Consider the following 22,295-nt stretch of genomic DNA (forward strand, 5'->3'; position numbering starts at 1 on the left):
CCTCCTCTTGAATTGTCCGATGATCAGTGAGCCCTTTCGACCATCGGCCATTTCGACGGTTCGCCGCAGAAACATTTGCTTGCGAATTCCGTCAGGAGAATCAGGCGCCCAGCGCCGCGAGCGGATGCATCTCCCTGCGCCACGGCGACGAGAGAAAGTGCTGCACGCGCTCGGCGCGCACTTGCGAAAGTGTCGTCGGTGCGAAACGCGGGCGCTCGTCCTTGTCGATGATGAGCGCGCGCACGCCTTCGACGAAATCGCCATCGTCGATCGCGCGATACACGACGCCCAGTTCCATGCGGAAGCAGTCCGCCAGCGTCATCTGACGGCCGCGCAGTAGCGCGTGATATGTGACTTCGAGCATCGTCGGCGAGTGGCTGGCGAGGGTGGCGAGCGTCGCGCGCGCCCAGTCCGATTCGTCCGCCGCCAGCGACGCCGCGATGCGCTCCGCGCCGCCCGTCGCGCACGCGGAGAAATGACGCCTGATCTGCGCGCGGATATCGTCGAGTGGCGCGTGGCGTTCGATATTCGCGCCCGGCACGAACACGCGTTGCAGTTGCGTCATTGCGTCGCGCGCATCGTCCCAGCGCAGCGCTTCGAGGCGCTGGACGAAGCCGCGCAGCCACGTCGACGGCACGCACGCGTCCGCGAGCCCGACGCGTTTCGCATCCGCGCCCGAAAGACGCGTGCCCGTCAGTCCGACGTAAAGCGCGAGATCGCGCGGCAACACGCGCAGGAAGTGCGTCGCGCCGACATCGGGCAACAGGCCGATACGCGTCTCGGGCATCGCCATGCGCGTGCGCTCGGTCGCGATGCGCAGCGCGGCGCCTTGCGCGAGCCCCATGCCGCCGCCCATCACGATGCCGTCCATCAGCGCGATGACCGGCTTCGCAAACCGATGCACGGTGTAGTCGAGCCGATATTCGTCGATGAAGAATTTCAGCCACGGCGTGTCGTGATGCGGATCGTTGCGCGCGGCGTGATACAGATTGCGCACGTCGCCGCCCGCGCAAAATGCCTTGTCGCCCGCGCCGCGCAGTACGACCGCGGCGATCGAATCGTCCTCGGCGCAGCGGGCGAAAATATCCGTGAGGAGCGCGATCATGTCGTGCGACAGCGCGTTCAACGCGTGCGGACGGTCGAGCGTGACGATCGCCACACGGTTGATTATCGCGAAGCCGACTTCAGGCGCGTCGCGCAGCAAACCTTGCGTGCTCATCATCAGGATTCCTTTGCTAGTCGGCCTTACTGGTCTGCCGCAGCTCCGGAAAATCCTCTTCCCAGAACTCGAACTCGCCGCGCGCGCCGTCCTGCGTGCGCGCGATTTCCTGTCGGCGCAGATCGACGCGGCGGATCTTGCCCGAGATCGTCTTCGGCAACTCCGCGAATTCGAGGCGGCGAATGCGCTTGTACGGCGCGAGCCGCTCGCGCGAGAACGCGAACACGCTCTTCGCGAGTTCAGGGCCGATCGAATAGCCGTGGCGCAGCGTGACGAACGCCTTCGGCACCGAAAGACGCAGCGGATCGGGGCTCGGCACGACGGCTGCTTCCGCGATCGCTTCGTGCTCGATCAGCACGCTCTCCAGCTCGAACGGGCTCAACCGGTAATCCGACGACTTGAACACGTCGTCCGCCCGGCCCACATAGACGAAATAGCCATCCGCGCCGCACGCCGCGACATCCGAGGTGCGATAGAAGCCGCCGCGCATCGCGTTCTCGGTGGCCTTCGGGTTGTCGGCGTAACCGGTCATCAGGCCGAGCGGCGGCGGATCGAGCGCGAGCGCGATCTCGCCCTCCTCCGCCGGATTGCCGTCCGGATCGAGCAGCGCCACGCGATAACCCGGCAGCGGACGGCCCATCGAGCCCGGCACGAGCCGCTGGCCCGGCGTGTTGGCGATCTGCGCGGTGGTTTCGGTCTGGCCGTAGCCATCGCGGATCGGCACGCCCCACGCGGCCTGCACGCGCTCGACGACTTCGGGATTGAGCGGCTCGCCCGCGCCGACGATCTCGCGCAGCTTCACCTCGTACGATGCCAGCGGCTCCTGCACGAGCATGCGCCACACGGTCGGCGGCGCGCAGAGCGTCGTGACGTCGTGCTTCACGAGCACATCGAGCGTGCGGGCGGCATCGAAACGGCTGAAGTTGTAGATGAACACGCATGCCTGCGCGTTCCACGGCGCGAAGAAACAGCTCCACGCGTGTTTCGCCCAGCCAGGCGAGCTGATGTTCCAGTGCACGTCGCCGGGCTGCAGGCCGATCCAGTACATCGTCGACAAATGGCCGACCGGATAGCTCTGATGCGTATGCGCGACGAGCTTCGGCTTCGACGTCGTCCCCGACGTGAAGTAGAGCAGATACGGATCGTTCGCATTCGTTTCGGCATCCGGAGCGAAATCGGATGATGCATCGTAAGCGGTCTCGTACGCGAGCCAGTCGCCCTGCGCGCCGCCCACGGCGATGCGCAATCCCGGCATGTCGATGCCGTCGAACTTCTGTGTCTCCGCCGCATCGACGATCACATGCTGCACGCCGCCGAGCGCGATACGGTCGCGCAGGTCGGCGGGTGCGAGTTGCGTCGTCGCGGGCAGGACGATCGCGCCGAGCTTCATCGCGGCGAGCATCGTTTCCCATAGCTCGACGCGGTTCGGCAGCATCAGCAGAATGCGCTCGCCGCGCTTCACATTCAGGCCGCGCAAATGATTCGCGACGCGCGCCGAACGCTCGCTCATCTGCGCGAACGACAGGCGCGTCTCGCCGCCGCCTTCGTTGACGATATGCAGCGCGGGTGCATCGTTGCCGCGCGCCATCGGATCGAAATAATCGAGCGCCCAGTTGAAGCGGTCGAGCGACGGCCACTTGAACTCGCGATACGCGGTGTCGTAATCCGTGCGATGCGCAAACAGAAAGTCTCGCGCTTCGATGAAGCTGCTGGCGTCGTTCATTGCGTCTCCGTGTATTTTTTTAGCGCTGTCAAACGTTGCGCGCGATCACCATGCGCTGCACTTCGCTCGTGCCTTCATAAATCTGCGTGATGCGCGCATCGCGATAATGACGCTCCACCGGATAATCCTGCAAATAACCGTAGCCGCCGTGAATCTGGATCGCATCCGAACATACGCGTTCGGCCATTTCCGACGCATACAGCTTCGCCTGCGACGCCTCCGACAGACACGCGATGCCTTCCGTGCGCATGCGCGCCGCGTGATGAATCAGGAGGCGCGCGGCGTTGATCTGCGTCTGCATGTCGGCGAGCATGTTCGCGACCGACTGATGCTCGTGGATCGGCTTGCCGAACTGCACGCGCTCTCTTGCATACGCGCGTGCCGCATCGAAGGCCGCGCGCGCGATGCCGAGCGCCTGCGCCGCGATGCCGATGCGCCCGCCTTCCAGATTCGACAACGCGATCTTCAGACCCTCGCCGCGCTTGCCGAGCAGATTCGCAGCGGGGATCGCGCAATCGTCGAAGGTGATCGGGCAGGTGTCGGAGGCGCGGATGCCGAGTTTGTGCTCCGGCGCGCCGACATTGAAGCCGGGCGTATCCGTCGGCACGATGAACGCCGAAATGCCGCGCTTGCCGAGATCGGGATCGGTGACGGCGAAGACGATCGCCACGCCCGCGCGCTTGCCGTTCGTGACGAACTGCTTGCTGCCGGAGAGAACCCACTGACCGTCCTTCTCGACGGCGCGCACGCGCAGATTGTTCGCCTCCGAGCCCGCCTGCGGCTCGGTCAGGCAGAACGCCCCGATGATCTCGCCACTCGCGAGCCGCGGCAGCCATTCGGCTTTCTGCGCGTCGGTGCCGTACGCGAGGATCGGCCCGCAGCCGACGGAGTTGTGCACGCTCATCAGCGTCGCGCACGAGGCGCAGCCGGCGGCGATTTCTTCCATCGCGAGCGCGTAGGCGGTGTAGTCGCTGAACGTGCCGCCGAGTTCGGCAGGCACGATCATGCCGAGCAGGCCGAGCTCGCCCAGTTGCCGCACGACGGCGTCGGGGATCGCGCCGTCCTTGTCCCACTGGCCTGCGCCTGGCGCGAGCACTTCGGTTGCGAACTGGCGAGCCGCGTCGCGGATCATGCGCTGCTCTTCGGTGAGAAATGCGTCGATCATGTTTCGATTTCGGTGATTAGGGCTGGGCGGCGAGCCTCGCGGCATCGATCGTTTAAACTTTCTGGCCGCCGCATGCCCGGTCGATGAGGCGCGCGTGGGCCGGCTCAGCACGAGTCTAGGCAATCGCCGGACGTTAGCCGATGCCCAAAACGATCACGCTAACTGAGCGCTTTGGCCACCTAGTGACAACCCCAAGTCCGAAAAAGAAGATCGAGCGCGACTCGATTTCCGTCAGTCTCGTCGAGGCAGCGTTGCATTGCGCCGAGGCGCGCGGCGTCGCGCGCGAGAGCTTGCTGGCCGCGGCGGGCATCGCGCCGGCGACGCTCGAATCGCCGCGCGCGCGCGTGTCGCCGGTGCAGTACGGCAAGCTGTGGAACGCCACCGCCGATGCCCTCGACGACGAATTCTTCGGCCAGGACGCCCACCCGATGCGGCGTGGCAGCTTCGTGCTGCTGTGCCACGCCGCGCTGTCCTCGCGCGACGGCGGGCAGGCGCTGGCGCGCATCGCGGGCTTCATGCGGCTCGTGCTCGACGAACTGAGCTTCGAGCCCGACATCGACGAAAAGCGCGTGCGCATCTGGCTCGATGACAAGGGCGCGCAGAAGTCCATGTTCGCCTACGCGACGGGTTTCATTCTTGTGTATGGGCTGCTGTGCTGGCTGGTCGGGCGGCGCATTCCAGTGCTCGCCGCGCATCTGCGCTGCGCCGAGCCCGCTGCCCGCGACGAATATCGGCTAATGTTCTGCGATGACCTGCGTTTCGACGCGCCGCGTTCGTTCGTCGACTTGTCCGCGGACTGCGCGACGCTGCCGGTCGTGCAGACGCCCGCGACGCTCAGGCGCTTCCTGAAGGACGCACCGGCGAATTTCATCGTGAAATATCGCAATCCGGACTCGCTCGCGGCGCGTATCCGGACGCGTCTGCGGCAGACCGCGCCGACCGACTGGCCCGAAGCCGAGAGCATCGCGGCGGCGCTGAACATGGCGGAAGCGACTTTGAGGCGGCGGCTGAAGCAGGAAGGGCTGACCTATCAGACGATCAAGGACGCGCTCAGACGCGATCTCGCGATCGCCCGTCTCGCCCACACGCAGCAGACCATTCCGCAGATCGCCGATGCGCTCGGCTTCGCGGAACCGAGCGCGTTTCGCCGCGCGTTCCGAAAGTGGACGGGCGTGCGCCCCGCGGACTACCGCCGGGAGGGCTGACTGCGCGGGCGCATCGACGCTGCTATATTGAATTGACCATGACTTTGCATCACGGAGTGCATCATGACGAAAGCCAGCCGGGATGAACGTCCGAAGCAGGATCAGCCGAAACCGGATAGCGAAGAGGACTTGCTCGACGAAGCGCTGGAAGAAACCTTTCCCGCGAGCGATCCGATCGCCGTGCATCCGGAGCCGGACCTCCCGAAGGACGGCAAGAAAAAGTAGTTATTCGCCCGCCTCGGGCTCGTCCGGGCTCGACAGCAGCACCACCAGCTTCTCGACATGCTGATGTAAAAGCTTCACGTGCTTGTCGATCTGTTCGAGACGGCCGGTCAGGTCGGCCTTCGCCGCCTCGCTCATCCGATCAGAAGCGATCAGATCGTCCACCTTCGGCTGCATCGCGTCGACCTGCAGCAGGCCGAGCTGGCGCTCCAGCCGGCGCAAATCCTGTGAAAGCAGTTCGCGATTCTTGCGGAAAAGCAGATCGCGGCGATTGACCTCGGCCTGTTGCTGGGCGAGATCGGCGACACGGCGCGTCGCTTCCGTCTGCGACAACAGCGGCTCCGGGCCGCGCAGCACCGAGCGCTTCGGCGCAGGATGCGCCGTGCCGCGAAATACCGCCATCGGCGTTTCCTCGTCGATGGCGCGCTGCACGTCGCGCGGGACTTCGCTCGCGGCGCGGCGCTCGTCCATCCAGTGCGGCGGCAGGCCGGTCACGAGTTCGATGCCGCGCACGAATTCCTCATTGAAATCGCGTTGGCCCGCGACGATCAGCTTCATGAACGTCGGCGAGAAATTCATCATGCGCGCGAGGCGTCCGGCGCCTCCAGGCGTTCCGACCAGAACATTCAGGTTGGACCGCCAGACAACGAACAGCGTTTCGTCGAAATCTTCCATGAACAGGCTCCAGGCAGACCGGCGCGCCCGATTGTGCGCGCCGGCGTTGCGCGCGCGAAATCCGCGCGCATGCATATCCGGTTCCCGAATATCGCTGCGCACCTCGACCGGTGCGCCGTCCACATACCGCATAAAACACCATACTAACGTCGTCGGCAAGCCTGGCGGACAACAGCGTGTCCGCCGATGGCGCGCGCGCGACAGAACGCCTGCGTCGACACGGCGCGCGCGCGGCCAGCCGGCTTACGGCTCGTTGCGCAGATACCCTTCCTTGGAAGGATCGAGCATCCGCCACGAAACGATGAGCGAGATCGCGCACATCGCCGTCACGTACCAGAAAAACGTCGACTCGCTGCCGACTGACTTCAGCTTCAGCGCGACGAATTCCGCCGAGCCGCCGAACACCGCGTTGGCGACCGCATACGACAGGCCGACGCCCAGCGCGCGCACTTCCGGCGGGAACATTTCCGCCTTGATGAGGCCGCTGATCGACGTATAGAAGCTGACGATCGCGAGCGCGATCACCACCAGCACGAACGCCATGACCGGGCTCGTCACGCTGGAGAGCGCGTGCAGCAGCGGCACCGTGCAGAGGGTGGCGAGCGCGCCGAACCACAGCATCGATGCGCGGCGGCCGATGCGGTCCGACAGCGCGCCGAACAGCGGCTGCAGCAGCATGTAGACGAACAGCGCGGCGGTCATCACGTTGCTGGCGGTCTTCGCGTGCATGCCCGCCGTGTTGACCAGATACTTCTGCATGTAGGTCGTGAACGTGTAGAAAATCAGCGAGCCGCCCGCCGTGAAGCCCACCACGGTCATGAACGCGCCCTTGTGCTGCATCAGGCCGGCGAGCGTGCCCGCTTCCTTGCGATCGCGCGTTGCGGCGGTCGACGTTTCCTCGAGCGAGCGTCGCAGATACAGCGAAACCAGCGCCGCGCACGCGCCGATGAAAAACGGAATGCGCCAGCCCCACGCCTTCAGTTCTTCCGTCGACAGGAACATTTGCAGGATCACGAGCACGAGCAGCGCGGCGAGCTGGCCGCCGATCAGCGTCACGTACTGGAACGACGCGAAAAAGCCGCGCCGGCCGCGCAGCGCCACTTCACTCATGTAGGTGGCGCTGGTGCCGTACTCGCCGCCCACCGACAAGCCCTGGAACAGGCGCGCGATCAGCAGCAGGAACGGCGCCCACGCGCCGATCGACGAATAAGTCGGCAGGAACGTGATGACGAGCGAGCCGCCGCACATCATCAGCACGGAGATCATCATCGCGTTACGGCGGCCGTGCTTGTCGGCGATACGGCCGAACAGCCAGCCGCCGATCGGGCGCATCAGGAAGCCCGCCGCGAACACGCCCGCGGTGTTCAGCAACTGAACCGTCGGGTCGCCGCCCGGGAAGAACGCCGCCGAGAAATACAGCGCGAGGAACGAGTAGATATAGAAATCGAACCACTCGACGAGATTGCCCGACGAGGCGCCGACGATCGCGAAAACGCGGCGCCGGGTGTCCTCGGGGGTATAAGCGGGAATGTCGGTCATATTGTTCTGAGCTCTTTGGTCACGGGCTGGGTGGCATGTGCCGGGGCGCGTGACCCCGGCTCGGGCGCTCTTGGCGGCGTTCGGGCGCAAGTTTATACGAGGGTTCGGACGAAAGCGCGCGATCGTGGCGTGCGAAAGACGGCGCGCCGCAGTCGGGAAAACCGCGTTGCCGCGCGCTCGCGCCGCCTGCGCCGAAGCGCACGAACGCGTGCTCAGGCTTGTCGCAGAAGCGTTCGCCGGCCTTGCTGCCGGGCTGTGAAAGTGTCCGACGCGATCGCTCGATTAGTCTGTCCGTGTTGCGTAGGTAATTACCCTTAAGAGGGATTTTGTCGACTATTTATCGATAAAGTCTCATGACCACGATTCGTATCGACGAGAACCGCATGAATTCGCATCAACCGATCATCCTTGACGCCGCGCTCGCGTCGAAGTTCGCGCGGGTCGCGCTCGGCCACCTGACGCGCGAATATCCGAACAAGCTCGATCACGTCATGGCGGCCGAGGCCGATGTGCAGAGCCCGCGCGCGCTGCATCCGATCTTCTATGGCAGCTTCGACTGGCATTCGTGCGTGCACGGCTACTGGCTCATCGCGCGGCTTTATGATCGCTTTCCCGATTTGCCGAAAGCGCCGCGCATTCGCGCCGTGATCGACGCGCATTTCACCGACGCGAACGTCGCGGCCGAAGTCGCATATCTGCGGCGCCCCGCCGCGCGCGGCTTCGAACGCCCGTACGGCTGGGCGTGGCTGCTCGCGCTCGCGGGTCAGTTGCACTCGATGCAATCCGCCGACGGCGCACGCTGGGCCCGCACGCTCCAGCCGCTCGCCGACGCGTTCGTCGCGCGCTTCGAGGAATTCCTGCCGAAGTCGACCTATCCGCTCAGGGTCGGCACGCATTTCAACATGGCGTTCGCGCTGACGCTGGCGACCGGCTACGCGCGCGTCGTGCGGAATGCGGCGTTCGAGCGCCTGCTCGCGGAGACGGCGTTGCGCTGGTTCGAGAAGGACGAAGGCTGTCAGGCGTGGGAGCCGGCGGGCGACGAGTTCCTGTCGCCATCGCTGATGGAAGCCGTGCTGATGCGCCACGTGCTGCCGGGCGAGCGCTTCGTCGGCTGGTTCGACCGGTTTCTGCCGCGCATCGCCGCGCGTGAGCCCGCGACGCTCTTCGCACCCGCCACGGTCACCGACCGCAGCGACGGCAAGCTCGCGCACCTCGACGGCCTGAACCTGAGCCGCGCGTGGTGCCAGCGCACGATCGCGCGGGCGCTGCCGGCGGGCGATGCGCGCATCGCGGTGCTCGAAGCGGCCGCGCACGAACATCTGGCGTCGGGCATCGCGCATGTCGCGGGCGATTACATGGGCGAGCACTGGCTCGCGACCTTCGCGCTGCTGGCGCTGGAAGCCTGAAACGTCTCACACGCGCGGCTGAAACGCGATCACGCTCATGCCGATGAGCGCGATCACCGCGCCCGCGAGATCCCACGCCGTCGGCCTGATGCGGTCGACGGCCCAGAGCCACGCGATCGCCACGCCGATATACACGCCGCCATACGCCGCATAGATTCGCCCCGCTGCGGTGTCGTGCAGCGTCAGCAGCCACGCGAACAGCGCGAGCGACAGCGCGCCCGGCACGACGAGCCACGGCGAGCCGCCCTCCTTGAGCCATCGATAGGGGAAGTAACAGCCGGCGATCTCGGCGACCGCCGTAATGACGTAGAGCGCGAATGTTTTCATGACGCGCATTATCGACGCTGGTCTGGAGTTGCGTGGACAATGACGCCCTTGTCACGAACCATCGGCCCGAACACCTTGCAGACGCCCCCACCCAACGATTCGACCGATCACACCGCGCTGCCCGTGCACTGGCACAAGCGCGTACTGACGCTCGCCTTCCCGATCGTCCTCGCGAACCTCACGCAACCGATTCTCGGCGCCGTCGACACGGCCGTCGCCGGGCATCTCGACGGACCGCAGTATCTCGGCGGCGTCGCGCTCGGCGGGCTCGTGTTCAGCTTCGTGTTCTGGGGCTTCGGCTTCCTGCGCATGGGCACGACGGGCCTCGTCGCGCAGGCGTTCGGCGCACGTGACGGCGGCGCCTTGCGCGCCAGCCTGCTGCGCGCGCTGCTGCTCGCGCTCGCGATCGGCGCGGCCGTGCTGGCGCTGCAAGTGCCGATCATCCGCTATGCGCTCGTCGCGCTGGGCGGCAGCGCCGCCGTGCAGGACACCGCGAGCGCGTATTGTCATGCGCGCATCTGGGCCGCGCCGTTCGCGCTCGGCAATTACGTCGTGCTCGGCTATCTGCTCGGCTGCCAGCGCGTGCGGCTCGCGCTCGTCACGCAGATCGTCATCAATCTGGTGAACATCGTCGCGGTGCTGCTTTTCGTGTATCGCTTCGGCTGGGGTATCGCCGGGATCGGCGCGGCGACCGCGTTCGCCGATTTCTGCGGCTTCGTGCTCGGCCTCGCGATCCTGTGGCATCAGCGGCCGCGCGGACTCGGGCCGCTCGCGCCGCGTTCGCTGCTCGATGCGCGCGCGCTCAGGCGGCTGGTCGCGATCAACCGCGACATCTTCATTCGCACGATCTGCCTGCTCGGCTCGTACGGCTGGTTCGCGCATCTCGGCGCGCGCGAGGGCGATGCGGTGCTCGCCGCGAACGCCGTGCTCCTGAACTTCCAGACCTTCATGGCGTTCGGGCTCGACGGCTTCGCGCACGCCGCCGAGGCGCTCGTGGGCGCGGCAGCCGGCGCGCGCGACCGTTACGCGTTCCGTCAGGCCGTGAAGATCACGATGTTCTGGTCGGCGATCGGTGCGGCCGGCTTTTCGATCGTCTACTGGATCGGCGGCGAATGGATCATCGGCGGACTGACCGATCAGGCCGTCGTGCACGCGACGGCGATGCGTTATCTGCCGTGGGCCGCGATCCTGCCGCTGGCGTCCGTCGCAGGCTTTTTGCTCGATGGCGTGTTCATCGGCGCGACGCGCACGCACGAGCTGATGAAGGCGATGGCCGTCTCGCTCGCGGTGTTTCTGCTTGCCGCGTGGGCGCTTGCGGGATCGCTCGGCAATCACGGATTGTGGCTGGCGTTGACTCTTTTCATGGTCGCGCGCGGCGTCACGCTGGCGGTGCAGGTGCCGGCGATCGAGCGCGCGGCGTGCGCGCCCGACGCGCGCTGATTCACTGCGTGTTCGGTTTCAGGGCGGCGAGGCCATCGAGCAGCGCCTTGTGGAATGCGGCCGGGTCCTGCATCTGCGGCGCGTGGCCGAGTTCCGGAAACTCGACGAGCTTCGCGCCTTCGATACGCTCCTTCGCGAGTTTCGCGAGATCGGGATAGCGGCCGAGCGTCGGACGAATCTCCGGCGGCGCGAAGTCCTTGCCGATCGCGGTGTTGTCCTTGTCGCCGATGAGCAGCAGCGTCGGCGTTTTCAGTTGATCGAACTCGTAGACGACTGGCTGCGTGTAGATCATGTCGTACAGCAGCGCCGAATTCCACGCCACGATGTCCTTGCCCGGCCCGCGATACATGCCCGCCAGCATCTGCACCCACGGTTCATAGTCGGCGCGCCACTGCCCCGCGTAATACGTGTTCGTCTCGTAGCGGCGAATGCCGTCGGCGCTCGTTTTCAGTTCGCGCGCGTACCAGTCGTCGATCGAGATCGACGGCACGCCCTTCGCCTTCCAGTCTTCGAGACCGATCGGATTGACGAGCACGAGTTGCTCCGTCTCGCGCGGGTACATGAGCGCGTAGCGCACGGCGAGCATGCCGCCCGTCGAATGCGCGATGAGCGTCGCGCGCGATACGCCGAGCGCGGCGAGCAACGCATGCGTGTTGCGCGCGAGCTGCTGGAAGCTGTACTGGTAGCGCGCGGGCTTTGTCGACATGCAAAAGCCGATCTGATCCGGCGCGATCACGCGATAGCCCGCATCGGTCAAGGTCTCGATGGTCTGCTTCCACGTCGCCGAACAGAAGTTCTTGCCGTGCAGGAGCACTGCGGTGCGGCCGTTCGGGTGCGGCGGATGCACATCCATATAAGCCATCCGCACCACCTGCCGCTGCGACGTGAGCGCGAAACGCGCGACCGGATACGGATACTCGAAACCCTGCAACTCGGGACCGTAGGCGGGACCATCGCTGGCGGGTTGCGTGGCGTCCTCGGCTTGCGCATGACAGGCGAAAAACATCGCGAACGACAACGCCAGGGATCGAACGACGGATGGCTTGCTACGCACAAGGTTCATATGAGATTTCGAGATGACGTCGGCCGACGCATTCTAGCGCGCCTGAATTTCACGCGTGTCCGGGCGCTCGCAGCGCTTATACTTTGCGCCCCGATCGTCTCGAGGACTTTCCACAGCATGTCATTTCGCATCAAGGCTTTCGCCGCCGCGCTTCTCGGCTTCGTGTGCATCAGCGCATCCGCGAGCGACTGTCCGCAGTTCAGCCCGAACGGCCGCGCGCCGGTCGTCGTCAATTCGAAGATGCGCGCGGCGACGCAGGAAGTCTGCTACACCGACTTCGCGCTGCTTCATTCCGGGCTCACCAAAGGGCCGCTCTGGTCGGCGGAGCATCTGACGGCGCGCAGCGTCGAGGACGCGAAGGACAACACGCGCACCAATCGCTTCTTCGTCGAAAAACGTCTGCCGCCCGGCGAGAGCGCGCAGCTTTCCGATTACAAGAAGAGCGGTTATGACCGCGGCCACATGAGCCCCGCTGGCGATCGCGCGAGCAAGAAAGGCATGGCCGAATCGTTCTCGCTCGCGAACATCGTGCCGCAGGACCCGTCGAACAATCGGCGCATCTGGTCGCGGATCGAACAGGCGGTGCGCCGGCTGACGGAAGAATCGGGCGAAGCGTATGTCGTGACCGGGCCGCTCTTCTCCGGACGACAGTTGCAGACGATCGGCGAATCGCGCGTGTTCGTGCCGACGCAGTTGTACAAGGTAGTCTATTTGCCGCAGCGTGATGTCGCGTTCGCGGTGGTGGTCGAAAACACGCCGACGAACACGTACACGATGAAAACCGTGCGCGAACTGGAATCGATGAGCGGTCTCGCGTTTCCCGGCATCCCGGACGGACTGAAGGACAAGCGACCTGGAGGATTACGAGGTGTTTAAGCCATTTGCGAACGATACTGATGTGCTGAACATCGCGGGCGACGCGGTCAGCATCGAAAACGGCATGAAGCGTCTGACGATCAGCGGCGATCTGACGATTGCCCGCGACAAGGCCGGACTCGCGAACGCGCTTGCGCTGCACAAGGCGCTCGGCGCGATCGTCGAAGCCTTGCAGAGCGATGCGTCGCTGCCCGCGAAGCTGCCTGACGAACCGAACGCGCCGTCCGGCACCGCCGACAATCCGTTCATCTGAAGCGGCGGCCGTAACAGAGCCCTGCGGAGAAGCGAAGTGATCGAATGCCATGTGGGACCGAGTCCGCTCGGACACATTCTGTATCGCGCCGACAATGACTGTCTGACGGGACTCTTTTTCGTCGGACAGAAGCATTTTCCTGCCGGTCTCCCGGAAGCGGTGCTGTCCGACACGCCGCCCCGCGCGCGCGTGATCGCGCAGGCGCAAGAGCAGATCGGCGAGTACTTCGCCGGGGCGCGTCAGGAATTTTCGGTCGCGCTGCAACTCGACGGCACAACGTTTCAGCGCCAGGTCTGGGATGCGCTGCGGCAGATTCCTTTCGGCGACGCCTGGACCTACGGCGATCTCGCGCGACGGCTGGGTTTGCCCGCGGGCGCGTCGCGTGCCGTTGGCGGCGCGAACGGGCGCAATCCCGTCGCGATCATCGTGCCGTGTCATCGCGTGATCGGCGTCGATGGTGAACTGACGGGTTACGCGGGCGGCGTCGAGCGCAAGCGCCATTTGCTCACGCTGGAAGGCGGGCCGGGGCGCGAGCAGCTCGCGCTCTTTTGACAGGTCGCGTTCGACGCAATACGTAAAAAAGCCCGCGAACCGGAATGGTTCGCGGGCTTTTTTGTCGATGCCGTGCTTCGGCGTATTACGGCGCGAGCGTCACTTCCACGCGACGATTTTCCGCACGGCCTGCAATCGTTGCGTTCGACGCGATCGGATTCGCCTTGCCGAATCCCTTCATCGCGTAATTGTCGGCATTCAGGCCGTGACCCTTGAGGTAGTCGAGCACAGACTGCGCGCGACGCTGGGACAGACCGACGTTATACGCATCCGGGCCGGTCGAATCCGTGAAGCCTTCGACCGTGACGGACGCAAACTTCGCGCCCTTCGAGTCAACGACGAGCTTGTCCAGAATACGCTTGGCGTTCGGCGTCAGGGCAGCGCTGTCGAACGCGAAGTTGGTCTTCTCGTCCAGCGTGATCTTGCGCGGTGCCGGGGCCGGGACCGCCGGCGCGGGAGCCGGCTGCGGTTCCGCCACCGGCGCGGCGGGCGCCGGCTGCGCCGGCGTCGCGCAGTTGAAAATTACGCTGCGCGGATCATTGGCGGCCTGCGTGCCAGCGAGCGTCTGGAGCAGATTCACGTTTTGATTGCCGCACATCTTCTGGGCGGCAGCCATACAGGCGCTGCCACTCCCGAACACGCCGTAGCATTCGGCGCGATACGCCTTCTGGCCATCCGCCGTTTGAATCGTACTGATATTGAAAGCCGGTCCCGTGGTGGACGAGCAACCCGCCAGTGCAGCAGCGGCGATAAGACTAACGGCAAGGGTTTTCGTGAGCATCTTGGTGTTCATGCGAGTCAATGTGAAAGCGCGAAGCCGCTGAAAGCGCGCCTCATTCCAGGCCCGGGCTCATGCCCAAAGGCTGCGGGCAGATTCATGGTTCGATTTCGGACGGTCTTATCCTTCGATAAGCAATCCGAAAGCCGCCGGATTGTAGCCCGACGATTTGCGCAACTTAAGCGGACAACTCCCAAATCGAAGATGCATTTGCCCAACGGTGCGCAATTCGCGGATCGCGTTCTGCTGCTCCAATTGATAGGTCGTCGTCTGGGTTTGCTGCGCGCGAGCAAATACATTGCGCGTTTTGAATAAGCGCCTGATATTACGTTGCTGAAACAGCGCAACGTAATAAGTCATCTGCTCGACGAATTACGAAGACTCGCAACCGTAACGACCCATTGCACACGATCGATACTGCTTATTCACGCGCAATAAAACGCGCGGATTCAAATCATGGGCTTGCGCTTTGAACGGTCTTGCAGAGGCGATTCGCTCGCGCTGCGCATCGGGTCGATCGGCTTGAGGATGCGCGAATCGCCCGGCTCGGCGGGCATGCGCGAGAAAATGTCGCGGTCGGCGCGGAATTCGAAGGGCACAGCCGACAGAATGCGCGCGTCGGCCAAAGGTTCGAGCGCATGAACCGGCGCGGCGGCCGTGGCAAAAAGGACAAAAAAGCTGGCGGCGAGCGCGAGGGCGCCCGGCATCGAGTGCGAACGTTGCATGACGAGGAGAAGGCAAAGTGGGCGCGCGAGCGCCGGGATGGATCAGCCGAAGGAGACACACGGCGTCCGTGTACAGCATGAAGCGTCATTTCAACAGCACGCGCGCCGCTTGCCCATGAGAGTGTTCTCAAAGATTTCCTGTTCGCGAGCAGCGACTCTCATTCGTCGCGACGACCGGGCGTGAAAAATGCTCGGAAGATACGTTCATTCGCGCACGAGAAAGCGCGCGACGGCTCTGCGGCAGCATCGACCGGCACGGCGGGCAGCCCAAGCCTGCCAAGAGTCAGCCATAATGCGCGTTCGCAAAAACGCCCGAACGCCCAAGTAAAAACGAAAATGCCATGAATCAAGACGATAACCACTCGACCGGTCAACCGAGGCCGCCCGCGGCCAACGACGGCAACGTCACGACCGGCGTCGCGGGCCTGGATGACATCCTGGGCGGCGGCCTCGTCGAAGGCGGCCTGTATCTGATCGAAGGGATGGCGGGCGCGGGCAAGACGATTCTCTCGTCGCAGATCGGCTTTCACCGCGTGGCGCAGGGCGACATGGTGCTGTACATCACGCTGATCGCCGAATCGCACACCAAGCTCCTGTCGCATCTGCGAGGACTTTCGTTCTACAACGCCGACGCCATCTCCGACCGGATGCTGTTCGTCTCCGGCTATCACGAACTGATGCGCGACGGCCTGTCAGGCTTTCTCGCGCTGATCGCGTCGACCATCAAGACGAGCCGGCCGCGCTTCATGGTCATCGACGGCTTTCGCAGCGCGCGCGAATTCAGCTCGACGGAACTCGAGCTCTCGCAATTCATCCACGAACTTTCGGCCTTCGTGAGCGCGGCGCGCTGCACGACGCTGATCCTCGCGCCGCTGTCGGGCAACGAACCGCATCCGGAACACACGCTCGTCGACGGGCTCATCGAACTGAACCGCTACAACACGGGCATGCGGCGCGCCCGCGAGATCGAAGTCCACAAGCTGCGCGCCCGCGATCATCTGCTCGGCAAGCACTTCTTCAAGATCACGGAAGCCGGCCTCGTGACGTTTCCGCGCATCGAGGCGTCGCCTGCCAACGAGCAAAGCGCGCCACCCGATTTCAAGAACAAGCTCGCCTTCGCGTTCCCCGATTTCGACCAGATGCTCGGCGGCGGCGTCGTGCGCGGCTCGACGACCACGCTCATCGGGCCATCGGGGATCGGCAAGACACTGCTGTCGCTCAAGTTTCTGCAGGCGGGCGTCGATCGCGGCGAGCGCTGCGTCTATTTCGGCCTCTACGAATCGCCCCAGCGGCTGCTCGCCAAGGCGCAGTCGGTCGGCACCGATCTCACGCCGGCCGTGCAGGACGGACGTCTCAAGATCCACTGGCATCCGGCCGTCGAACTGGCGATCGACGAACTCGCCGTCGAACTGGTGAACGCGGTCAAAAACGCGCAGGCGTCGCGGCTCGTGGTCGACGGCATCGACGGACTGCTTCAGTCCGCGAACCGCACCGAGCGCGTCGGGCTCTTTGTCAACGCGCTCACGCACCGGCTGCGCGACGCGGGCGTGACCACGCTCCTCACCGAAGAACTACCGCTCTACGGCGATTCGACCCTGCCCGCGACGCTGCGCGCGTCCGCGATGACGGAGAACATCGTGCTGATGCGCTATGTTGAGGCGAACTCCGCGCTCTATCGCATGGTGTCGGTGGTCAAGCAGCGCGAAGGTCCGCACGATTCGGCCATCCGCCGGCTCACGATCGATTCGCGCGGCCTGCATCTCAGCGAAGGCTTCATCGGCCCGACGGGTCTGCTGTCCGGACACCCGTCGGCTGCGCCCGCGCTCTCTGTGTCGGACCCCGGCGCGCGCGCATGAAAAAAATCCTCGTCGTCGACGATGAATTCGACATTCTGACCACGTGGCGGCTCGTCCTCGAAATGGAGGGCTACGAGGTTTCGACCGCGTCCAACGGACGCAGCGCGCTCGACGCGGTGCGCGCGAATCCGCCCGCGCTCGTCATCACCGACTGGATGATGCCGCACATGGACGGCGTCGAGCTGATCCGCAATCTGGCCAAGAGCGACGGGCTCGCGAACGTGCCCGTGATTCTGATGAGCGCCGCCGCCAATGCGCCCGCGCTCGAGCATCCGCACGCGCAGTTCCGCCGCAAGCCGCTGTCCATCGACGATCTGATCGCCACGGTCAAAAGCCTGATCGGACCGGCGTAACACGCGCTGGGCACGCGACGTGCTGCACAGGTGCGCTCCGGCGCAACCGGACTTACGAGAAACCGCTCAACCGAAAGGGAGGCACCATGGTGCAGGATCAAGTGGAAGGCGCGGCGCAAAAGGTCGTCGGCAAGGTGCAGGATGCGGTCGGCGCACTGACGGGCGATGAAGCCACGCAAGCCGAAGGCAAGGTACGGCAGGCGTATGGCACCTTTCAGCAGAGCTACGGGCAGACCGTCGACAACGTGCGCCTGGCGGTCGCGAGCCAGCCGATTCAGGGCGTGCTGATCGCGGCGGCGGTCGGTTTCGTGCTCGGCGCGTTGTGGAATCGCGATCGCTGATGTCGATGCGCGGCTCGCCGCACGTTTGACGAATCGACGCAAGGCCGGCTCGGGAAACCGCGCCGGCCTTGTCGTTTCATGGCGTCTCGCGCGCGACGCCCAAAATTGCCGCGGTCCGCGCGCAACCGATGGCGAGCGCGACGGCCGCGACAGCAAGCGCGCCGTGCGTGCCATTGAACGCCGCCGTGGCCGCGAGGCCGCATGACGCCAGGCCGCTCAGCAGGCTCGCGACGGGCACGCCGGCACGGCCGCCCATTGCGAGCGACAAGTGCGCGCCGATGAGCGCCACCATCGCGACGACCGACACCACGGCCAGCGACCCCGATTGCACCCCGAGCACATAGGCGAGCGCCGCGCACGCGCCGGCGCACACGAGATGCAGTGGCTGAAGGTTGACGCTTTCACGACGACGCGCCCACGCGCCTGCAAGATGAACCAGCGCGGCAACGGCGCCGCCCGCGAGCACCGCGTACGCGCTGTTCGAGCTGGGCAACACCCACGCGACGAACGCGACCGTTGCGAACAGCGTCTGCGTCGACGTGTTCGCCGCGCTCCGGCCGAAGCGAAAGCCGACGCATCCCGCGACGAACGCAAGCAACAGCGCGATCGCACCCGACGCGCCGCTCGCGCCACACGCCACGATGAGCACGGCGCCGGCCGCCCACAATCCGCGCGAACGCGCCGCGTCCGCGCGCATCGAAGCGCCCGCCGACAGCGCCGCGAGCACGCAGAGCGCGCCGGCCAGAGCATCGGACATAGGTTGCTCCCTCAGACGGCCAGCACGTTCGACAGCGTGCCGATGCCCGCGATCGACACATCCACGCGCGCGCCGTCCTTGATCGAGCCGACGCCAATCGAGGTGCCGCACGCGATCACGTCGCCGGGCACGAGCGTCATGTCCTGCGACAGCAGGCTCACCTGCTCGGCGGGCGAGAAGATCATGTCGTCGAGCGGATAGTTCTGGCGCTCGACGCCTTCGAGCGTCGTCACGACGTTCGCTGTGCGCCAGTCGAACCCGGTCGCGATGGAAGGCCCGAGACACGTGAACGTATCGAAGCCCTTCGAGCGGCACCATTGCGCGAAGTTGGGATCTTCCTGCAACAGCTCGATCGCGGTGACGTCGTTCACGCATGTATAGCCGAAGATCGCCGCTTCGGCCTCTTCCACCGACGCGCCGCTCACCGTCTTGCCGATCACGATGCCGAGTTCGCCCTCATACGCGATCTTGCCTTGATAGCTCTTCGGCCGGCGGATCGACTCGTGCGGCCCGATCACCGACATCGGCGGCTTGATCAGGAAAAGCGGATGCTGCGGCGGCGCCTTGTCGAGCTTCTGCGACAGCGCGTAGTAGTTGTTCCACAGCGCGATGACCTTGCTCGGCTGGCACGGCGCGAGCAAGGTGAGATCGTCGGCGGCGTAGGAGATGTCGGTCGGGCGCGGGTTGTCGAACATCGTGCCGTCGTGCTGCACGACGCGGCCCGAATGCTGATCGAGCGTGCCGAAGCCGATGCTGCCGGCGCCATCGCGAAAACGAATCCAGTGTGTCAAGTGTGGCTCCATGTTTAAAGGAGCGCGGGCGTACATGGCCCGCGCTCTCGTCCCCTCCTCCTGAAACTCAGATCAGGCCCGCGCCGCGCGCTCACTGGTACTGCGTTCCTCGCGCGCCCGTCTCCTGAACGTGACGGTCCACGCCGCCTCCTTTCGAGGCGGCGGACGTGTGCGCGTTTCAGACGGCTTTCAGATGGCGCCGAGGCTTCTCAGCGTGGCGACCTGTTCGGGCGTGTAGCCAAGTTCGGCCATGACTTCGTCGGTATGCTCACCGAGCAGCGGCGAGCGCTCGACCTCGGTGGGGCTGTCGGACAGCTTGATCGGATTGCCGACCGTGAGATATTTGCCGCGCACCGGATGATCCACTTCGACGACCGTGCCGGTCTTGCGCAACGACGGCTCTTCTGCGATTTCCTTCATCGAGAGAATCGGGCCGCACGGAATGTCGTGCTTGTTGAGGATTTCCATCGCCTGGAACTTGGTTTTCGACATCGTCCAGCGCTCGATCTCGGCGAAGATGTCCTTCAGATGCGGCAGGCGCGCGTTCGGCGTCTTGTAGTCCGGATGATCGATCCAGTCCTCCTTGCCGATCACCTTGCAGATTTCGCCCCACACCGGCGCCTGCGTGATGAAGTAGATGTACGCATTCGGATCGGTTTCCCAGCCTTTGCACTTGAGAATCCAGCCCGGCTGACCGCCGCCCGATGCGTTGCCCGCGCGCGGCACCGCTTCGCTGAACGAGCCGTTCGGGTATTGCGGATATTCCTTCATCACGCCGGTGCGTTCGAGCCGCTGCTGGTCGCGCAGCTTCACGCGGCAGAGATTGAGCACGCCGTCCTGCATCGCGGCGAGCACTTTCTGGCCGCGCCCGCTCGTGTTGCGCTGATACAGCGCCGTGACGATGCCGAGCGCCAGATGCAGACCCGTGCCCGAATCGCCGATCTGCGCGCCGGAGACGACCGGCGGGCCGTCGTCGAAGCCGGTGGTCGAGGCCGCGCCGCCCGCGCATTGCGCGACGTTTTCGTAGACTTTGCAATCCTCGTACGGCCCCGGCCCGAAGCCCTTCACGGAGGCGACGATCATGCGCGGATTCAACTCCTGGATACGCTCCCACGTGAAGCCCATGCGATCGAGCGCGCCCGGCGCGAAGTTCTCGACGAGCACGTCGCATTTCTTCACGAGCGTCTCGAGCACCTTCTTGCCCTCGGGATTCTTTGTGTCGATGGTGATCGAGCGCTTGTTGTGGTTCAGCATCGTGAAGTAGAGGCTGTCGGCGTCGGGAATGTCACGCAGTTGTTCCCGCGTGATGTCGCCCGCGCCCGCGCGCTCCACCTTGATGACGTCCGCGCCGAACCACGCGAGCAATTGCGTGCAGGTCGGGCCCGACTGAACGTGCGTGAAATCCAGGATACGCACGCCGTCCAGCGCCTTGCCAGAAGTCTTCAGCGTCATGGTTTTGTCTCCCAAGTCTTACGTTCAACGTTTATAGGTTCACATTTATTTGTACATCGTATGCGCGATCGCGCCAGGCGAGTCGTGTCGCTTCACGTGATATACAATATTCCAGACACAATATTAGTCAACTGTATCCCGCTCGGCGAAAACCCTGTGACGCGCCGCACGATCGGCTGAAACGCTTACTCTTGAACGATCTCGGTCGAAATTGCGCTGCACCGCGTCAAATTTCGTAATTCTCTGACTAATTCCCGAACAGTCGTCGGGATTTTTTTTGCGCTCCGTGAAATGTGATATACAGTATTTCATCGCGCCACTCGACGCGTTTTTTGTCTTGCGCGCATTCCCATCAGAGGACACAGGAGACGCAATGAACATCCACGAATATCAGGCGAAGGCGCTGCTGCGAAAGTACGGCGTCGCGGTTCCAGAGGGCCGCGTCGCCTTTTCCGCGCAGGAAGCCGCCGATGCGGCGCGCGCGATCGGCGGGCCGGTCTGGGTCGTGAAATCGCAGATTCACGCGGGCGGCCGTGGCGCCGGCCGCTTCGCCAACGATCCGGACGGCAAGGGCGGCGTGCGAGTCGTGAAATCGGTGGACGACGTGCGTGAGAACGCGCAAAAAATGTTGTCGTCGGTGCTCGTGACCAAGCAGACCGGCGCGGCGGGCAAGGAAGTGAAGCGTCTCTATATCGAGGAAGGCTGCGACATCGCGCGCGAGCTGTATCTCGGCATGCTGGTCGATCGCGCCACGTCGCGCATCACGATCATGGCGTCGACCGAAGGCGGCATGGAGATCGAGGAAGTCGCGCATCGCACGCCGGAGAAAATCCTCAAGGTCGCGATCGATCCCGCCACCGGGCTGCAGCCCTTTCATACGCGGCAGATCGCGTTCGGGCTGGGCCTCACCGGCAAGCAAGTCGGCGCGGCGTCGAAATTCATTACCGCGCTGTATCAGGCCTTCATCGATCTGGATGCGTCGATCGTCGAAGTGAATCCGCTCGTCGTGACCGGTTCGGGCGACGTGATGGCGCTCGACGCCAAGCTCAATTTCGACGACAACGCGCTCTATCGCCATCCGGATATCGAAAAGCTGCGCGACGAAGACGAGGAAGATCCCGCCGAAATCGAAGCGGCGAAGCACGGCCTCAACTACGTGAAGCTCGACGGCAACATCGGCTGCATGGTGAACGGCGCCGGTCTCGCGATGGCCACGATGGACATCATCAAGCTCTACGGCGGCGAGCCCGCGAACTTTCTCGACGTCGGCGGCGGAGCGACGCAGGAGCGCGTCGCGACCGCGTTCAAGCTGATCCTGCGCGACCCGAAGGTGCAAGGGATTCTCGTCAATATCTTCGGCGGCATCATGCGTTGCGACGTGATCGCGCAAGGCGTCGTCGCGGCCGCGCGCGAGATCGATCTGAGCGTCCCGCTCGTCGTGCGCCTCGCCGGAACGAACGTCGATGCGGGCCGCGAGATTCTGCGCAGCTCCGGCCTCACCATCATTGCCGCCGACAATCTCGCCGATGCCGCCGACAAGATCGTCAGCGCCGTCTATCATTGAGAGGAAGCCCGAC

General features: G+C 64.7%; 24 protein-coding genes. 11 read left to right on the forward strand and 13 right to left on the reverse strand.

Features of this window, described 5'->3' with window-relative positions; genetic code table 11:
- Positions 1-100: 100 nt before the first annotated feature.
- From AWB80_RS10805 to AWB80_RS10815, 3 genes are read right to left on the reverse strand one after another with little or no spacing between them, the layout of a single operon-like run.
- Positions 101-1,219, reverse strand: coding sequence for an enoyl-CoA hydratase/isomerase family protein (locus AWB80_RS10805; RefSeq protein WP_061174685.1), 1,119 nt, complete (start codon positions 1,217-1,219; stop codon positions 101-103).
- Between the two features lie 16 nt (positions 1,220-1,235).
- Positions 1,236-2,942, reverse strand: a complete 1,707-nt coding sequence (locus tag AWB80_RS10810; RefSeq protein ID WP_061174618.1) for an AMP-binding protein — start codon at positions 2,940-2,942, stop codon at positions 1,236-1,238.
- A 28-nt stretch (positions 2,943-2,970) separates the two neighbouring features.
- The gene (locus tag AWB80_RS10815; protein WP_061174686.1) at positions 2,971-4,104 is read right to left on the reverse strand and encodes an acyl-CoA dehydrogenase family protein; all 1,134 of its coding nucleotides are present in this window, start codon (positions 4,102-4,104) and stop codon (positions 2,971-2,973) included.
- 185 nt (positions 4,105-4,289) lie between these two features.
- Between AWB80_RS10815 and AWB80_RS10820 the strand changes: the two genes are divergently transcribed.
- Positions 4,290-5,312, forward strand: coding sequence for an AraC family transcriptional regulator (locus AWB80_RS10820; protein WP_061174619.1), 1,023 nt, complete (start codon positions 4,290-4,292; stop codon positions 5,310-5,312).
- A 63-nt stretch (positions 5,313-5,375) separates the two neighbouring features.
- Positions 5,376-5,537, forward strand: a complete 162-nt coding sequence (locus AWB80_RS44355; RefSeq protein ID WP_167390445.1) for a hypothetical protein — start codon at positions 5,376-5,378, stop codon at positions 5,535-5,537.
- Here the strand turns inward: AWB80_RS44355 and AWB80_RS10825 are convergent, their stop codons facing one another.
- Positions 5,538-6,209: a hypothetical protein gene (locus AWB80_RS10825; protein WP_061174687.1), complete on the reverse strand. Its 672-nt coding sequence runs from the start codon at positions 6,207-6,209 to the stop codon at positions 5,538-5,540.
- Positions 6,210-6,452: 243 nt separating this feature from the next.
- Positions 6,453-7,748 (reverse strand): MFS family transporter, encoded by a 1,296-nt coding sequence (locus tag AWB80_RS10830; RefSeq protein WP_061174620.1) that lies wholly within the window; start codon positions 7,746-7,748, stop codon positions 6,453-6,455.
- A gap of 383 nt (positions 7,749-8,131) precedes the next feature.
- Here AWB80_RS10830 and AWB80_RS10835 point away from each other — a divergent pair, with 383 nt between their 5' ends.
- Entirely contained in the window at positions 8,132-9,154 is a 1,023-nt protein-coding gene (locus AWB80_RS10835) for a DUF2891 domain-containing protein (protein ID WP_061174688.1), read from the forward strand.
- A gap of 6 nt (positions 9,155-9,160) precedes the next feature.
- On the opposite strand, the gene AWB80_RS10840 is transcribed toward AWB80_RS10835, so the two are convergent.
- On the reverse strand, positions 9,161-9,481 hold the full coding sequence (locus AWB80_RS10840) for a YnfA family protein (RefSeq protein WP_061174690.1): 321 nt from the start codon (positions 9,479-9,481) through the stop codon (positions 9,161-9,163).
- Between the two features lie 39 nt (positions 9,482-9,520).
- Between AWB80_RS10840 and AWB80_RS10845 the strand changes: the two genes are divergently transcribed.
- Entirely contained in the window at positions 9,521-10,921 is a 1,401-nt protein-coding gene (locus tag AWB80_RS10845) for an MATE family efflux transporter (protein ID WP_244206466.1), read from the forward strand.
- 1 nt (position 10,922) lies between these two features.
- On the opposite strand, the gene AWB80_RS10850 is transcribed toward AWB80_RS10845, so the two are convergent.
- Positions 10,923-11,984, reverse strand: coding sequence for an alpha/beta fold hydrolase (locus AWB80_RS10850; protein ID WP_087131178.1), 1,062 nt, complete (start codon positions 11,982-11,984; stop codon positions 10,923-10,925).
- 117 nt (positions 11,985-12,101) lie between these two features.
- Here AWB80_RS10850 and AWB80_RS10855 point away from each other — a divergent pair, with 117 nt between their 5' ends.
- The 3 genes from AWB80_RS10855 to AWB80_RS10865 are packed head-to-tail and all read left to right on the forward strand — an operon-like array spanning position 12,102 to position 13,665.
- Positions 12,102-12,860, forward strand: a complete 759-nt coding sequence (locus AWB80_RS10855) for a DNA/RNA non-specific endonuclease (protein ID WP_061174621.1) — start codon at positions 12,102-12,104, stop codon at positions 12,858-12,860.
- A complete protein-coding gene (locus tag AWB80_RS10860) occupies positions 12,853-13,113 on the forward strand; it encodes a hypothetical protein (RefSeq protein ID WP_061174622.1) in 261 nt (86 codons plus the stop codon). The genes AWB80_RS10855 and AWB80_RS10860 overlap by 8 nt, the downstream gene beginning before the upstream one ends.
- Positions 13,114-13,149: 36 nt before the next feature.
- Positions 13,150-13,665, forward strand: coding sequence for a methylated-DNA--[protein]-cysteine S-methyltransferase (locus AWB80_RS10865; protein WP_061174623.1), 516 nt, complete (start codon positions 13,150-13,152; stop codon positions 13,663-13,665).
- A gap of 85 nt (positions 13,666-13,750) precedes the next feature.
- Here AWB80_RS10865 and AWB80_RS10870 read toward each other — a convergent pair whose 3' ends face one another.
- The 3 genes from AWB80_RS10870 to AWB80_RS10875 all read right to left on the reverse strand — a co-directional run bounded on the left by AWB80_RS10870 (position 13,751) and on the right by AWB80_RS10875 (position 15,168).
- On the reverse strand, positions 13,751-14,446 hold the full coding sequence (locus tag AWB80_RS10870; protein ID WP_143328007.1) for an OmpA family protein: 696 nt from the start codon (positions 14,444-14,446) through the stop codon (positions 13,751-13,753).
- 117 nt (positions 14,447-14,563) lie between these two features.
- Positions 14,564-14,803 carry a DUF2968 domain-containing protein gene (locus tag AWB80_RS43185; protein WP_143328008.1) on the reverse strand — a complete coding sequence of 80 codons (240 nt, stop codon included), beginning with the start codon at positions 14,801-14,803 and terminating at the stop codon, positions 14,564-14,566.
- 89 nt (positions 14,804-14,892) lie between these two features.
- Positions 14,893-15,168 carry a hypothetical protein gene (locus AWB80_RS10875; RefSeq protein WP_061174625.1) on the reverse strand — a complete coding sequence of 92 codons (276 nt, stop codon included), beginning with the start codon at positions 15,166-15,168 and terminating at the stop codon, positions 14,893-14,895.
- Between the two features lie 341 nt (positions 15,169-15,509).
- Here AWB80_RS10875 and AWB80_RS10880 point away from each other — a divergent pair, with 341 nt between their 5' ends.
- The 3 genes from AWB80_RS10880 (at position 15,510) to AWB80_RS10890 (ending at position 17,718) form a co-directional block, all read left to right on the forward strand.
- Positions 15,510-17,024, forward strand: coding sequence for an ATPase domain-containing protein (locus AWB80_RS10880; protein ID WP_061174626.1), 1,515 nt, complete (start codon positions 15,510-15,512; stop codon positions 17,022-17,024).
- The gene (locus AWB80_RS10885) at positions 17,021-17,377 is read left to right on the forward strand and encodes a response regulator (protein WP_061174627.1); all 357 of its coding nucleotides are present in this window, start codon (positions 17,021-17,023) and stop codon (positions 17,375-17,377) included. Before AWB80_RS10880 ends, AWB80_RS10885 begins: the two co-directional genes overlap by 4 nt.
- 86 nt (positions 17,378-17,463) lie before the next feature.
- Positions 17,464-17,718 (forward strand): CsbD family protein, encoded by a 255-nt coding sequence (locus AWB80_RS10890; protein ID WP_061174628.1) that lies wholly within the window; start codon positions 17,464-17,466, stop codon positions 17,716-17,718.
- A 76-nt stretch (positions 17,719-17,794) separates the two neighbouring features.
- Here AWB80_RS10890 and AWB80_RS10895 read toward each other — a convergent pair whose 3' ends face one another.
- From AWB80_RS10895 to frc, 3 genes are all read right to left on the reverse strand, one after another.
- Positions 17,795-18,475 (reverse strand): hypothetical protein, encoded by a 681-nt coding sequence (locus tag AWB80_RS10895; protein WP_061174629.1) that lies wholly within the window; start codon positions 18,473-18,475, stop codon positions 17,795-17,797.
- Positions 18,476-18,486: 11 nt separating this feature from the next.
- Positions 18,487-19,266, reverse strand: coding sequence for a fumarylacetoacetate hydrolase family protein (locus AWB80_RS10900; RefSeq protein WP_061174630.1), 780 nt, complete (start codon positions 19,264-19,266; stop codon positions 18,487-18,489).
- Between the two features lie 189 nt (positions 19,267-19,455).
- A complete protein-coding gene (frc, locus tag AWB80_RS10905) occupies positions 19,456-20,718 on the reverse strand; it encodes a formyl-CoA transferase (protein ID WP_061174631.1) in 1,263 nt (420 codons plus the stop codon).
- 373 nt (positions 20,719-21,091) lie between these two features.
- Between frc and sucC the strand changes: the two genes are divergently transcribed.
- Entirely contained in the window at positions 21,092-22,282 is a 1,191-nt protein-coding gene (gene sucC / locus AWB80_RS10910; protein WP_061174632.1) for an ADP-forming succinate--CoA ligase subunit beta, read from the forward strand.
- Positions 22,283-22,295: the final 13 nt, after the last annotated feature.

Origin of the sequence: Caballeronia pedi, from assembly GCF_001544915.2 — a bacterium.
GTDB lineage: Bacteria > Pseudomonadota > Gammaproteobacteria > Burkholderiales > Burkholderiaceae > Caballeronia > Caballeronia pedi.